Origin of the sequence: Mesorhizobium sp. B2-4-12, from assembly GCF_006441575.1 — a bacterium.
Taxonomy (GTDB): domain Bacteria; phylum Pseudomonadota; class Alphaproteobacteria; order Rhizobiales; family Rhizobiaceae; genus Mesorhizobium.
The window spans coordinates 1-13,821 of sequence record NZ_VFVC01000076.1 but is presented as its reverse complement, the minus strand read 5'-3'; the positions used below and the strand labels follow the sequence as shown (position 1 = coordinate 13,821).

The window sequence follows — 13,821 nt, the reverse complement described above, 5'->3', positions numbered from 1 at the left end:
CTCCCCCAGACGTCGCGCCGCCCCTCACTGTCCTGCCGGACATCTCTCCCCGTAAAGGACGGGGAGAGGGGCGCTCGTCGCCGATTTCGCCAATCGCCAACGTTGAAAGGTGGAGCCGGCGTTGCGGCCAGCTACTCTCGCCCCGTTTTACGGGGAGAGATGTCCGGCAGGACAGTGAGGGGCGGCGCGACGTCTGGGGGAGAGCGCGACCGCGCGAGCCCTAAACCTCACACAGCTTTGGCTTCGCGGATGTCGCCCCCCGCTCCGTCCCGGCTTCGCCGGGCCACCTCTCCCCCACATTCGTGGGGGCGAGGAAACCTAGGCCGCGCTCAGTCTCACCCCTCAATCCAGACCTTCTCGAAATGCTGCTCCAGCGCCTGGTGCTGTTCGCAGCCTTCGATGCCCTTGCGGTAGGTACGGTAGACCGAGCGCCAATAGGGCTGGATGATGATGCCGCTATCGCGCAAATTCTTCTCGATGCCGGCCATGATCTCCTTGCGCTTGATAGGATCGGGCATGGCAAGCGCCTTGTCGAGCAGCTCGTCGAACTCCTTGTTGGAATAGGCGCTTTCGTTCCAGGCCGCGCCCGATTTATACGCCAGCGCCAGCACCTGGACGCCGAGCGGGCGGCCGAGCCATTCGGTGCAGGAATAGGGGAACTTGCTCCAGTCGTTCCAGAAGGTGGCGGCGGGCAGCACGGTGCGCTTGATCTTGAGGCCGGCCTCGCGGATCTGCGCGGCAATCGCGTCCGCCGTGCTCTTCTGCCATTCGACGTCGACCGAGATCAGCTCATATTCATGGTCCGCCTTGCCGGCCTCGGCGATCAGCTTCTTCGCCGCCTCGACGTCGCGCTTGGCCGGGCCGATATCGGCATATTCGGGGTGCATGGGGCCGACATGGTGGTTGTCGGCGGGCTTGCCGCGGCCGTCGAGGCCGAGCTTCAGCACGGCGGAATTGTCGACGGCGAGCTGCGCGGCGCGGCGCACCTTGATGTCGTCATAGGGCGCGTTGGAGACGTTGAAGCGGGCGACGATGGTGGAGCCGGTGGCGATCTCGGAGTTCTTCAGCCCCATCTTCTCTGTCTGCGACACGGCATCGGAGGCGGTTTCGTGGTCGGTGTCGATCTCGCCGGATTCGAAGGCCGACAGCATGGCGTTGGGGTCGGAGCCGTAGTCGATCCACTGGATGCCATCGAGGTAGAAGTCGCCCTTCCACCACGGTCTGTCCTTGCGCTTCACCTCCGCACCCGTCTCGGCGTCCCATTTCACCAGTTCGCAAGGGCCGGTGGTGATGGCCAGCGCCTTCATGGGATCGCCGCCGCCATCATAGGAGCGGTGCATGATCAGCGCCGGATAATCGGCCATGCCGGCGACCAGCGAGATGTCAGGCTTGGGCAGGTTGAGCTTTATCGTGTAGTCGTCGAGCTTCTCGATGCCGCCATCGACCACCTTCTTGGTGTCGGCGTTGACAAGCGCGCCCATGCGCGCGGCGACCGAATTGCCGGCCACGCCGGCCTCGCACCAGCGGGTGAGATTGTGGATCACATCGTCGGCGTTGAAGGCGTCGCCGTTCGACCAGGTGATGCCCTTGCGCACATGCAGCGTCAGCGTCCTGGCGTCGTCGCTCATCTCCCACTTCTCCAGCAGCCAGGGCTCGAAGGTGAAGTCGGTGTTCCAGCGCACCAGATATTCGTTGCAGTGGCGGGCGACGTTGGACATTTCGACGCCGTCGAAGGTGCGCGGGTCCTTGAAACCCTTGACGTTCATGGCGACGCGAAGCACGCCGCCCTTCTTCGGTTCCGCCGCGCGGGCCGGCGTCGGGGCGAGGCCGCCCAGCGCAAAAGCGCCGGCGGCGCTGACGCCGAGGCCGGCCATGAGCGCAAAATATTCGCGGCGGTTGATGCCGCCCTTCCTGAAATCGTCGGCGACGGGCTTGGCCCGCGGGTGCAATTTGCGGTCGGTCAGCATGAATTTCATCGTCGTTCCCTCTTGTTGGTGCATGCCGCCCACAATGCGAGGCGGTTTTGGGACAACGGCATGCACGGAAATCGGCGCGCCCCGGTGGACGGCGCCAACGCGGGGCGGCCGCGACCGCCGGGGCGCCATTGCCTGAGAGGGAATGATAGGGCGGGGTGACGCGGCGGAATGTTCTGGAATCCGCAGTACTTGTGCGATGCTCCGCAAGGGTGGCGGGGCGGGTACGGGCGCGACTTCGTCATCCTCGGGCGGAGCGGGTGCGAAGCGGACGCGCAGACCAGAGGATCCATGCCGCGACATCCGCCGGGGAGCGCGGCGAGCGGAATTCTGGACCGTGGCGACGCATTGGAGTCCCGGCATGGATCCTAGGGTCTGCGCCGCGTCGCTTCGCTCCTTGCTGCGCCCTAGGATGACGAACGGGGCGGCTGCAGCACCAACAAAAAACCCGGCGCGAGGCCGGGTTTTTTCGGAAACGAGGATGAGAAGCCTCAGCTCACCTGGGTCTTGGAGGCGGCGGCCTGGTCTTCGGCGATCTTCTGCTGGAACATCTGGGCGAAATCGATCGGGTCGAGCATCAGCGGCGGGAAGCCGCCATTGCGCGTCGCCTCGGCGATGATCTGGCGGGCGAAGGGGAACAGCAGGCGCGGGCATTCGATGAACAGGATCGGCAGCATGTGCTCCTGCGGGAAGCCCGAAATGGCGAAGACGCCGCCATAGACCAGCTCGACGTTGAACAGCACTTCCTGGTCGAAGGAGGCCTTGGCGTTCAGCGTCAGGTTGACGTCGAACTGCTTGTCGGAGAGCGGATTGGCGTTGACGTTGACATTGATGGCGATGCCGGGAGCCTTGTCGCGGCCGCGCAGCGAATTCGGCGCGCCGGGGCTCTCGAAGGACAGGTCCTTGACATACTGGGCAAGGACATTGAGCGACGGCTGCGTCGCGTTGCCGTTTCCGTTGGCGGCGCCGGCGGGCGCGTCATCATTGCTGGCCATGAGCCTGATATCCTTTTGCCTGGGCAGCGTTGCTGACCGAATTGAAATCGGGCGTTCGCTACCATGGCCGGCATGACAAGACAAGGTTTGCGGCCTTGCTTCTCACCTCGTCATCCCAGGGCGAAGCAGCCGCGCAGCGGCGTCGCGGAGACCCTGGGATCCATGCCGTGACCGTGGCCAAGGAATACGGCGGCTCGATCCTCACAACGGCGCGGCAGGGTGGATATCTTCCACCATAGCGGCGTTCAGAGATCGCGGCATGGATCCTGGGGTCTGCGCAAGTCGCTTCGCTCCTTGCTCCGCCCCAGGATGACGAAGCGTAGGACAGGCCCAGCTAGTCGTCCTTCAGCCGCCGCCAGGGCGAGTTGTGGTCGGGGCCGCGCTTCGGATCGTCCTCGCGCGAATAGTCGCCGTCGTCGAGGTCGATGACCCGGTCGCGCGGCCGGCCGCGGAAGCCGCCTGGCGAGAAGTTGGTGGCGACGACGATGCGGCCCTTGAACAGGCGCCAGGCGAGGTCGCGCACCGGCGGCAGGAACAGGAGCAGGCCGATAATGTCCGTGACGAAGCCGGGGATGATCAAAAGGATCGCGGCGACCACGATCATGGCGCCATGGGCAAGCTGCTGGCTGGGGTCGCGGCCGGCATCCATCTCGGCGCGGATGCGGGCCATGACGCCAAAACCCTGGTGCCTCAGCAGCAAAACGCCGGCAAGGCTGGACGCGACCACCAGGCCGACCGTCGCCAGGGCGCCGACCTCGCGGCCGACGATGACGAAACCGGCGATTTCCAGTAGCGGAAGCGCGAGGAGGAAGAGGGGTAGCAAGGAGATGCGCAAGTCTTGCCAACCTTTTCTGTCGTTTGGCCGTTTCGATTGTTTTGGCCGTCGGCGACCAATCGCCGCTGGCCCTGGGGCTGTTAGATAGGTATGCCTGCCTTTAATTTGAATGATTGCGCCTTGCGTTCTATATGCTTTGGATATTGAACGCTATGCGACCGTGGCCTGCCGGCCGACGGTCCGGCCTCGAGGCAGGGATTGATTGGCGGAAGATATGGGTTTCTTCGACTTCGGCACGATTTTCTTCCTGATCGCGGCGGTGGTGATCTTCTTCCAGCTGCGCAATGTGCTGGGCCGTCGGACCGGTAGCGAGCGGCCACCCTTCGATCCCTACACGGCGGCGCGCACCGACAAGGACGCCACGCAGAAGCCCGAAAATGTCGTTTCGCTGCCGCGCAAGCGGCTGCCCGGCGAGCCGGCGCCGGCCGACGCCTACACGGCCATCGATGCCTTCGCCAAGCCCGACACCGATCTCAACAAGGGCCTACGCGCGATCAAGGATAATGACCCGTCCTTCGACCCGAAGGGTTTCGTCGACGGCGCCAAGATGGCCTATGAGATGATCGTCATGGCCTATGCCGACGGCGACCGCAAGACGCTGAAGAATCTCCTGTCGCGCGAGGTCTATGACGGCTTCGTCGCCGCGATCAGCGAACGCGAGGCCAAGTCCGAGAAGATCCAGTCTTCCTTCGTCGGCATCGACAAGGCCGACATCGTCTCGGCCGAGATGAAGGGTGGCGAGGCGCATGTGACGCTGCGCATCATCAGCGAGCTGATCTCGGCGACGCGCGACAAGGCAGGCACCGTCATTGACGGCGATCCCGAAACCGTGGCCGAGGTCAAGGATGTCTGGACCTTCGCCCGCGACACGCGCTCGCGCGATCCGAACTGGAAGCTCGTCGCCACCGAAGAAGAAGACTGAGCCCCGATGCATGTCGCCCAAAAGTGCGAAGCGGTTTTGGGGCGACGGCATGCATCAGAACCAGGGCTTGAAGCGCGTCGCATGATGCTCTTCGAGCCCAACGTCCTTTAGACAGGCGGCGGGCTCCGGTGTCGCTATCGCCTTCCTTCGCGGCAAAGTCCTTTGACGATCTTCCCGGCTGGGCCGACGACGACCATCTGCCGGCCTTCGAGGCTTTTCGCCGGTCCGCCTTCCATGCGCCGGTAAAACCCTATCGCAGCGGCGCGCTCGGCGTCGATTTCGGTGCCTTCGCCGAGCCCTATGCCGAAGCGCGCGGTGTCTCTTGCGCCAGCCGATCGGAAGCCCGCGCCTTCTTCGAACGCCATTTTGTTCCCATGCTGGTTGTCCCAACGCTGGTTGGGGCCGAGACCGGCGCCGGGCTCGTCACCGGCTTCTACGAACCGCAAGTCGAGGCCTCGCCGGTGCGGACGGCGCGTTTCGTCGTGCCGCTGCTTTCGCGCCCGGCCGATCTCGCCGATGTCGACGACGCCAACCGGCCGCCCGGAATGGACCTCTATCTCGCTTTCGCGCGCCGGACGGCGGGCGGGCTGTCGGAGTATCCCGACCGCGGCGCGATCGAGCGCGGCGCGCTTTCCGGACAGGGGCTGGAGATCGCCTGGCTGGCCGACAAGGTCGATGCCTTCTTCATCCATGTGCAAGGGGCGGCGCGGCTTGCCATGACCGACGGCCGGCTTTGCCGCGTCACCTACGCCGCCAAATCCGGCCAGCGTTTCACCGGGCCCGGCAAGGTGCTGAGCCAAACAGGTGAAATCCCGCTGGCTGACGTGACGATGCAGTCGATCCGCGCCTGGTTCAAGGCGCATCCGGAGCGCGTCGACGAGATCCTGTGGCAGAACCGCTCCTACATCTTCTTCCGCGAGGCTGCGGTCGAGGACGCCGCTCTCGGCCCGATCGCCGCCGCCAAGGTGCCGCTGACGCCGGGCCGCTCGGTCGCGGTCGACCGGCTGCTGCACACATTCGGCACACCTTTCTACATCGACGCGCCGACGCTCACCGCTTTCGAGGGGAAACCGTTCCGGCGGCTGATGATCGCGCAGGACACCGGCTCGGCCATTACCGGACCGGCGCGCGGCGATCTGTTCGCCGGTTCGGGCGATGCCGCTGGCGAGATCGCCGGCGTGGTGCGCAATGCCGCCGATTTCTATGCGCTGGTGCCGCGCGCGCTGGCAGGAAGCGCATCATGAGCAGGCGCCCCGACAAGCTCAGCGAGGACGACCGGGTGCTATGGAACCTGGTGGCGCGCACGGCCAAGCCGCTGAAGGGCCGGGCGGCGGTCGACATTCCCGACATGACGGCTGATGCCAGGCCGGCGACGCCACAAGCGGCCCAGCCCGCCGCCAATGCAGCGGCGGCCAAGCCGAAGGCCCAGCATGTCACGCACCGGCTCGATGAGCCGACGCTCGAAAAACTGTCAAAAGGCCGGCTGCCGATCGAGGGCCGCGTCGACCTGCACGGCATGACCCAGGACGAGGCTTATTCGCTGCTGTTCTCGTTCCTGCACCGGGCGCATGCCGGCGGCGTCCGCTATGTGCTGGTCATCACCGGCAAGGGATCCTCCTCGGGCGGTGACGGCGTCTTGCGGCGCGCGGTGCCCGCCTGGCTGGCGACGCCCGCTTTCCGGCCGCTGGTCTCCAGCCATGACCACGCCGCCCGCAACCATGGCGGGTCCGGCGCGCTTTATGTGCGGCTGCGGCGGGTGCGGCCGTGAGGACGGTTTCGTGACGCCGTTGGGCGAGCGGTTGCGGGCGCTGCGGAAAGAGCGCGGCGTCAGCCAGAAGGACATGGCGGCGGCGATCGGCGTCAGCGCCGCCTATCTGTCGGCGCTCGAGCATGGCAGGCGCGGCGCGCCGACCTGGACGCTGATCCAGAAGATCATCGGTTATTTCAACATCATCTGGGACGACGCCGAGGAACTGGCGCGGCTGGCCGAAGCCTCGCACCCGCGCGTAAAACTCGACACGTCGGGTCTAAGTCCCGCCGCCACCGAGCTTGCCAATCTGCTGGCCGAGAACATCGAGAAGCTCGACGAAGCGGAACTGCGCCGCATCACCGCGTCGATCCGCAAGGCGCTGGGCCAGCTGAAGTAACTGGTTTTCATCAGGATTCCGGGCGTTCCGCTCATTGCAAGACAATGCTCGCCGGCGGCATCCAGCGGGCATTGTGGCGAGATCAATACTTGCCGGCCGTGCTGCCGTTGGGGTTGCCGCCATTGGTGCCCGGGCGGCCATTGTCATGATGGTCGCGGCCGTTGCCGCCGCCCAGGCAGTCCGAGGCGCCTGCAGTGCCACAACAACGGCCGGCCCAAAGGTCATTGAGCGTGGTCTTGACGCAGCTCGTGTCGGTCTGACCAGCCAGGGCGGATCCGGTCAGGGCCGATACCGCGACGGCTGCGAGAAGGGTATTGCGCAGGAAAGCAGTCATTTGAAATCTCCATGGTTTGTTCTGTCGTCCACGGCTGTGTGTCGCCGGGCGGGACAAATTGGTTCACGGAGATGCGAGAAAATTTTCGGGAGGGCCCCAAAGGGAGCGGTGAGTCAAAGGCAGTGCGGCTATGGCAGAGGCCCAAGAGATTGGCGGAAGCCTCCACGGTTTCGTCATCCACGGGCGGAGCGGGAGCGAAGCGGACGCGCAGACCCGAGGATCCATGCCGCGACCTGCGAGCTCCGCAGCGGCGCAGAATGTAGTGATATAGCCGCGCCTGTTCCTAGGCCGCCGTGTTCAATGTTGGTGTCACGGCATGGATCCTGGGGTCTCCGCGACGTCGCTTCGCGACTGCTGCGCCCTAGGATGACGAAGGGCTGGGGTGGCGCCGCTCAAGCGGTTCCCCCCGCTATCGGCCCTTACTCCACCGACCCCACCAAAACCTGCTGGTCGTCGCGGATCGAGACCCAGCGGCCGGTGTTGTCGATCGCCTGCCGCTTGAGGAAGCGGTAGCCGGTCTGGTCCCAGGGCTTGATCTTGTCGTTCAGATTGTCGAGCACGTAGTCGCCCCTGTCGGTGCGCACCGTCAGCACGGCGTGGCCTTCGCCGTCGGGCTTGCGCACGACTGTTATCAACAGATCGGCAAGCGACATGCCCATGCGGGCGAGCTGGCGCCGCTTTTCCAGCACATAGTCCTCGCAGTCGCCGACGCCCTTGTCGGGATAGGCCCAGACCTCGTCCTTGCCGTAGACATCCATGTCGCTCATCGGCTTGACGGCGGCATTGACCCTGGTGGTGACGTTGACCAGCTTGCGCATCAACCCGTCGGTCAGGATTGCCGGCGCCAGATCGGCCGGCCGGATCGAGCACTCGCCGGGATTGAGCTTGCAGAAATCGTAGTGGCCGATCGGCTGCGAGGTAAAGCCCCCGGTCGCCATTGCTCCAGCCGCCAAAGCCGGTGCCACCCAGCCTCCCGCCATTGCCAGCCCGGCTGCCACGCACGCGCGCAGCCCTCGCGCCATCGTTGAGGAGTTCATTGTCCCCGCTCGCCCTGTTGTTAACGAAAAGTTAACGGCGATTTACAGTCCGTGTCAATCAAGACGCCGGTCCGATTTGCAAGCATGGTTACCCGCAGGCAGGAACAGCGCCTATTATGCAACAGAACAGGATCGGGCGCCGATACCGCCAGACTTTTCCAGGAATTGCCTATCGCTTGGCCGTGCGGACCAGCTTCGGCTTCACCGCAACCCGGTTCTGGCGGCCGTAACTGGTGATGAAGTCGACGATGCGCGGCACGATTTCGGAGCGGAAACGCGAGCCGTTGAAGACGCCGTAATGGCCGACCGCCGGCTGCATATAGTGGGCCTTCTTGTCGGCCGGAATGTTGACGCACAGATCCTGCGCGGCCTTGGTCTGGCCAAGGCCCGATATGTCGTCGTTCTCGCCCTCGACCGTGAACAGGGCGACGTTGCGGATCGCGGACGGATCGATCCTGGTGCCGCGATGCGTCATCTCGCCCTTGGGCAAGGCATGGCGCACGAAGACGGTGTCGACGGTCTGCAGGTAGAACTCCGCGGTCAGGTCCATCACCGCCAGATATTCGTCATAGAAGTCGCGGTGCTTTTCGGCACTGTCGCCATCAAACTTCACAAGGTGCATGAAGAAGTCCTTGTGGGCGATGATGTGACGGTCGAGGTTCATGCTCATGAAGCCGGAGAGCTGCAGGAAGCCGGGATAGACCTCGCGGCCGAAGCCCGGCACCGGCCAGGGCGCGCGCATGATCACGTTGTCGCGGAACCAGCCGATGCCTTTTTCCTCGGCCAGCAGATTGACCGCTGTCGGGTTGCGGCGCGTGTCGATCGGCCCGCCCATCAGGGTCATGGTCGAAGGGACGAAGGGGTCGCCCTTCGTCTCCATCAGCGCCACGGCCGCAAGCACCGGCACGGAAGGCTGGCACACCGCCATCACATGCGTATCCGGGCCCAGCGTGTGCAGCATGTCGATGACATAGTCGATATAGTCATCGAGATCGAAGCTGCCGTCGGCCAGCGGCACCATGCGGGCGTCGACCCAGTCCGTGATGTGGACATCGGCATAAGGCAGCATCGCCTCCACCGTGCCGCGCAGCAGCGTGGCATAGTGGCCCGACATCGGCGCCACGATGAGAAGCTTCGGGTCCGCCCGGCGGCCGGCCGGGACGGCACGCTCGAAACGAACGAGATTGCAGAACGGCTTCGACCAGATGGTCCTTTCGGTGACCTCGACGCTTTTCCAATCGACGACGGTCTTGCCCAGGCCGAAGGCCGGCTTGCCGTAGCGGCGGGTGGTGCGTTCGAACAGCTCGGCGCCCGCCGCGACCGAACGGCCCCAGGGCGTGTGCGAAAACGGGTTGAGCGGGTTGGAGTAGAACATCCGCACCGCATCGGCATAAAGCCGCGCTGGCTGCAGAGCCGCGTGATTCAATTCATAGAGCTGGTAAAACATCAAAAACCCCGCTGCTGCCTCGACCGAAAGGGACGACGAGCAGCGCCGAGCCTCAAATGTCTCGCGGCGAGGTTAACAACTAATTGCTGCGATGCAATACGTCACTTGGCGTGACCAATGGTTCTTTCGTCCAAGGTGTTGAAAACCCGACCGGAACGGCGGAGCCGGCTCAATGTGTGTCGCGAAGTGTGTAGGAAATGTGTCCGGCCCCTCATGCCGGACACAGGAAACATCAAACGCGCGCCATGCAGATCGCGGTCTGGCCGGAGCCGATGAAGCCAAGCTGGCTGGCGGCGCCCTTCGACAGATCGAGCACGCGGCCCCTGATGAACGGACCACGATCGTTGATGCGGACCACGACGCTACGGCCGTTGTTCTTGTTGGTGACCCGCAGCTTGGTGCCGAAAGGCAAGGTGCGGTGGGCGGCGGTCAGGGCAGAGGGATTCATGCGTTCGCCCGATGCGGTCCGCGAATGCAGCGCGTACCATGAGGCGCGGCCACACTGGCCGGCCGACGCGGTCGCCGAAGTGGCGGAAGCGCCGACCATCAGGCCAGCAGCGAGCGTTACCGCGACAAGCGCGGTTTGTTTGTTGGTCTTCATATTTGGGGGATGGCTCCGTTTTTGACAGGCCTCAGCCGTTAGGTGCCGAATAAGGCGGGAAATACGGCGGCGATCTGGCGGTTCCATGGCGGGAGCACACGTTTGGAGTCACCAGGTAACAGTCTGTCATGGATTTTCCGGCGGCCCGATAGTCAATTCCGATGATCTTCCAACCGACATCGGAGATCCGTTTGACAAGATCCGGGATTAGTCTCCAAGTAGAAACCGGCAAGATTTGCCCACTTCCTTTGGCTCATTCATCCGCGCCACGGCGCCGCAATCGATCGACTGGGAAAGCGAGACCCGTCAATGAGACTGACCAAAAATCTGCTGGCCTTGATTGTGCTCGCTATCGGCGCGCTGTGGTCGCTGCAAGGCATCGGCGTGGTCGGCGGCAGCTTCATGACCGGCCAGTCGCAATGGCTCTATATCGGCCTCGTCACGATGCTGGTCGGCCTGGCCGGGTTGGTGTGGGCGAACCGCCCGCGCGGCTGAGCCGCTCACTCCTTGTCTTCGAGATCGACGCCATCCGCGTGCAGTGCGCGCGGCTGAGCAAGCGCTTGCTTGGGTGAGCTGATTTCCTTCGGAAACTGGCGGGACGGCACGGCAACGCGACAGCGCGCCTTCTGCAGCATCTTAAGCTGGAACATCATTCCCCGTCTGGCCGGGTGATTGGCATGATCTATCTTCTTTCCCGCGACAAACGGCTGGAAAAGAGACTACGCTGCCGCTCCGCTCTTGGGCGGCCGCTTGATCATGGAGCATCGATATGAGCGAGCATGAGATCGCCGCGCCTGGCAGGGTTTCCCCGGAAAGCGGACCGTCCCGCCTGCTGCCGCCCTACAGATCGGTTCTCGACCTGATCGGCCAGACGCCGGTGGTCGAGCTGACCCAATTCGATACCGGCAAGTGCCGACTGTTCATCAAGCTCGAAAGCCAGAATCCCGGCGGCTCGATCAAGGACCGCATCGCGCTGTCGATGATCGCGGCGGCCGAGCAAGAGGGCAGGCTGAAGCCAGGCGGCACGATCGTCGAGGCGACCGCCGGCAATACCGGCCTTGGCCTCGCCCAGGTCGGCATTCCCAAGGGCTACCGCATCATCCTTGTGGTGCCCGACAAGATGTCGCGTGAAAAAATCCAGCATCTGCGCGCGCTCGGCGCGGAAGTGCGCATGACGCGTTCCGATGTCGGCAAGGGCCATCCCGAATATTATCAGGACATGGCCGAGAAGATCGCCGCCGAACTGCCCGGCGCCTTCTACGCCAACCAGTTCGCCAACCCGGCCAACCCGCTGGCGCATCAAACCACGACCGGCCCCGAAATCTTTTCGCAGCTCGACGGCAATGTCGACGCGGTGGTGGTCGGCGTCGGCTCCGGCGGCACGCTGACCGGGCTCGGCCGCTACTTCGCCGAGGTCTCGCCGAAGACCGAAATGGTGCTCGCCGATCCTGTCGGTTCCGTGCTGGCGCCGCTGATCAAGACCGGCAAGATGGAAGAGGCCGGCAGCTGGACCGTCGAAGGCATCGGCGAGGATTTCGTGCCCCCCAATGCCGACCTGTCGCTGGTGAAGAAGGCCTATTCGGTCAGCGACAAGCAGAGCATGCTGGCGGTGCGCGATCTCCTGTCCCGGGAAGGCATTCTGGCCGGCTCGTCGTCCGGCACGCTGCTGTCCGCCGCCCTGCGCTATTGCCGCGAGCAGACATCGCCCAAGCGTGTGGTCACCTTCGTCTGCGACAGCGGCAACAAATATCTGTCGAAAGTGTTCGACGATATCTGGCTGGCCGAGCAAGGTCTCGCCGATCATGAACAGCATGGCGACCTGCGCGACCTCGTCATGCGCTCGCCCCGCACCGGCGACATCGTCTATGTCGGCCCCGACGAAAGCCTGCTCAACGCCTATGGCCGCATGCGCCGTTCCGATGTGTCGCAGCTGCCGGTGCTCGATGAGGGCAAGCTGATCGGCATCGTCGACGAGAGCGATATACTGGCTCATGTCGATGGCCCCTATGACGGGCGCTGGGAGCGCTTCAACGGCCCGGTGCGCACCGCCATGACCTCCAATCTGCACACGCTGCAGGCGAGCCAGACTCTGGATGCGCTGCTGCCGGTGTTCGACCGCAACGAGGTCGCCATCATCTTCGACGGCGACGAGTTCGTCGGCCTGATAACCCGCATCGACCTGATCAACCATCTGAGGCGCCGCGCGAAATGACATCGACAAGACCACCATTGGGCAAGAACCGCCTGGCCTTCTCCACCCGCACCATCCATGGCGGCCAGAGCCACGATCCGCTGACCGGTGCGGTGATGGTGCCGATCTATGCCACCTCCACCTATGGCCAGCAGTCGCCGGGCGTGCACAAGGGGTTCGAGTACGCCCGCAGCCAGAACCCGACGCGCTTCGCCTTCGAGCGCGCGATGGCCGACCTCGAAAGCGGCTCGGCCGCCTTCGCCTTCGCCTCCGGCCTGGCGGCGATCTCGACCGTGCTGGAGCTGCTCGATTCCGGCGCCCATATCGTCGCCACCGACGACATCTATGGCGGCTCCTTCCGGCTGATGGAGCGGGTGCGCAAGCGCTCGGCCAATTTGCAGGTCAGCTTTGTCGATTTCACCGACCTTGCGGCGGTCGAGGCCGCGATCCGCCCCGAAACCAAACTGCTCTGGGTGGAAACGCCGACAAACCCGCTGCTGCGTATCGTCGACCTCGAAGGCGTCGCGGCGCTCGCCAGGCGCAAGGGCATCCTGTCGGTCGCCGACAACACGTTCTGCAGCCCCTACATCCAGCGGCCGCTGGAACTCGGCATCGACATCGTGGTCCATTCGACGACCAAATATCTCAACGGTCACTCCGACATGGTCGGCGGCGTGGCTGTCGTCGGCGACAACAAGGATCTCGCCGACCGGCTGAAATTCCTGCAGAACGCGATCGGCGCGATTTCGGGCCCGTTCGACAGCTTTCTGGCGCTGCGCGGTTTGAAGACGCTGGCACTCAGGATGGAGCGCCACTCGTTGAACGGCCTGAAGATCGCACAATGGCTGGAAGCGCGAAAAGATGTGCGCCGCGTCATCTATCCCGGCCTCGGCAGCCACCCTCAACATGCTATCGCCGTCCAGCAGATGCATGCCTTCGGCGGCATGATCACCGCCGTGCTCGACCGGGACCTCGCCGGCACAAAGCGCTTCCTCGAACGCACGCAGCTGTTCACGCTCGCCGAAAGCCTCGGCGGCGTGGAGAGCCTGATCGAGCACCCGGCGCTGATGACGCATGGCTCGATCCCGGCCGAGAAACGCGACGAGATCGGCATATCGGATTCGCTAGTGCGGCTGTCGGCGGGGATCGAGGACGGGGACGATCTGATCGCGGATCTGGAACAGGCGCTGGGGGGTTGAACGGCGAGTGGCGTGCAAGCACCGGGAGGCTGGTATTCTTCGGCCGACGTCGCGGCATGGATCCTAGGTGTTTGATCCCGAGCTTTAATGGTGCGATATTTTCTTCCGACTGGAAGGATGCGTTATGGGACAAGTTCTGC

The 13,821-nt window shown here is 64.3% G+C and carries 15 protein-coding genes; 7 read left to right on the top strand and 8 right to left on the bottom strand.

Features of this window, described 5'->3' with window-relative positions:
• Positions 1 to 335: 335 nt before the first annotated feature.
• The 3 genes from FJ934_RS26895 to FJ934_RS26885 all read right to left on the bottom strand — a co-directional run bounded on the left by FJ934_RS26895 (position 336) and on the right by FJ934_RS26885 (position 3,803).
• The gene (locus FJ934_RS26895) at positions 336 to 1,976 is read right to left on the bottom strand and encodes an ABC transporter substrate-binding protein (RefSeq protein ID WP_140613438.1); all 1,641 of its coding nucleotides are present in this window, start codon (positions 1,974 to 1,976) and stop codon (positions 336 to 338) included.
• Positions 1,977 to 2,464: 488 nt separating this feature from the next.
• Positions 2,465 to 2,968, bottom strand: coding sequence for a protein-export chaperone SecB (gene secB, locus FJ934_RS26890; protein WP_140613437.1), 504 nt, complete (start codon positions 2,966 to 2,968; stop codon positions 2,465 to 2,467).
• A gap of 334 nt (positions 2,969 to 3,302) precedes the next feature.
• Positions 3,303 to 3,803: an FxsA family protein gene (locus FJ934_RS26885; RefSeq protein WP_140613436.1), complete on the bottom strand. Its 501-nt coding sequence runs from the start codon at positions 3,801 to 3,803 to the stop codon at positions 3,303 to 3,305.
• Positions 3,804 to 4,017: 214 nt separating this feature from the next.
• Here FJ934_RS26885 and FJ934_RS26880 point away from each other — a divergent pair, with 214 nt between their 5' ends.
• From FJ934_RS26880 to FJ934_RS26865, 4 genes are all read left to right on the top strand, one after another.
• Entirely contained in the window at positions 4,018 to 4,725 is a 708-nt protein-coding gene (locus tag FJ934_RS26880) for a Tim44/TimA family putative adaptor protein (protein WP_140613435.1), read from the top strand.
• A gap of 128 nt (positions 4,726 to 4,853) precedes the next feature.
• Positions 4,854 to 5,969 (top strand): murein transglycosylase A, encoded by a 1,116-nt coding sequence (locus FJ934_RS26875; RefSeq protein WP_140613434.1) that lies wholly within the window; start codon positions 4,854 to 4,856, stop codon positions 5,967 to 5,969.
• Positions 5,966 to 6,493, top strand: a complete 528-nt coding sequence (locus tag FJ934_RS26870) for a Smr/MutS family protein (RefSeq protein WP_140613433.1) — start codon at positions 5,966 to 5,968, stop codon at positions 6,491 to 6,493. Before FJ934_RS26875 ends, FJ934_RS26870 begins: the two co-directional genes overlap by 4 nt.
• A gap of 10 nt (positions 6,494 to 6,503) precedes the next feature.
• Positions 6,504 to 6,872 carry a helix-turn-helix transcriptional regulator gene (locus tag FJ934_RS26865; protein ID WP_140613432.1) on the top strand — a complete coding sequence of 123 codons (369 nt, stop codon included), beginning with the start codon at positions 6,504 to 6,506 and terminating at the stop codon, positions 6,870 to 6,872.
• A gap of 82 nt (positions 6,873 to 6,954) precedes the next feature.
• Here the strand turns inward: FJ934_RS26865 and FJ934_RS26860 are convergent, their stop codons facing one another.
• The 4 genes from FJ934_RS26860 to FJ934_RS26845 form a co-directional block, all read right to left on the bottom strand.
• Entirely contained in the window at positions 6,955 to 7,206 is a 252-nt protein-coding gene (locus tag FJ934_RS26860) for a hypothetical protein (RefSeq protein WP_140613431.1), read from the bottom strand.
• Between the two features lie 419 nt (positions 7,207 to 7,625).
• Positions 7,626 to 8,243: a transglutaminase-like cysteine peptidase gene (locus tag FJ934_RS26855; RefSeq protein ID WP_140613430.1), complete on the bottom strand. Its 618-nt coding sequence runs from the start codon at positions 8,241 to 8,243 to the stop codon at positions 7,626 to 7,628.
• 169 nt (positions 8,244 to 8,412) lie between these two features.
• Positions 8,413 to 9,690, bottom strand: coding sequence for a polyhydroxyalkanoate depolymerase (locus FJ934_RS26850; protein WP_140613429.1), 1,278 nt, complete (start codon positions 9,688 to 9,690; stop codon positions 8,413 to 8,415).
• Positions 9,691 to 9,922: 232 nt separating this feature from the next.
• Entirely contained in the window at positions 9,923 to 10,291 is a 369-nt protein-coding gene (locus tag FJ934_RS26845; protein ID WP_140613428.1) for a septal ring lytic transglycosylase RlpA family protein, read from the bottom strand.
• 309 nt (positions 10,292 to 10,600) lie between these two features.
• On the opposite strand from FJ934_RS26845, the gene FJ934_RS28180 reads away from it, so the two are divergent.
• Entirely contained in the window at positions 10,601 to 10,786 is a 186-nt protein-coding gene (locus FJ934_RS28180) for a hypothetical protein (protein ID WP_181165790.1), read from the top strand.
• A 5-nt stretch (positions 10,787 to 10,791) separates the two neighbouring features.
• Here the strand turns inward: FJ934_RS28180 and FJ934_RS28175 are convergent, their stop codons facing one another.
• Positions 10,792 to 10,941 carry a hypothetical protein gene (locus FJ934_RS28175; RefSeq protein ID WP_181165789.1) on the bottom strand — a complete coding sequence of 50 codons (150 nt, stop codon included), beginning with the start codon at positions 10,939 to 10,941 and terminating at the stop codon, positions 10,792 to 10,794.
• Between the two features lie 119 nt (positions 10,942 to 11,060).
• Between FJ934_RS28175 and FJ934_RS26835 the strand changes: the two genes are divergently transcribed.
• Both FJ934_RS26835 and FJ934_RS26830 read left to right on the top strand, forming a co-directional pair.
• Entirely contained in the window at positions 11,061 to 12,503 is a 1,443-nt protein-coding gene (locus tag FJ934_RS26835; RefSeq protein ID WP_140613427.1) for a pyridoxal-phosphate dependent enzyme, read from the top strand.
• Positions 12,500 to 13,681 carry a PLP-dependent aspartate aminotransferase family protein gene (locus FJ934_RS26830; RefSeq protein WP_140613426.1) on the top strand — a complete coding sequence of 394 codons (1,182 nt, stop codon included), beginning with the start codon at positions 12,500 to 12,502 and terminating at the stop codon, positions 13,679 to 13,681. Before FJ934_RS26835 ends, FJ934_RS26830 begins: the two co-directional genes overlap by 4 nt.
• Positions 13,682 to 13,821: the final 140 nt, after the last annotated feature.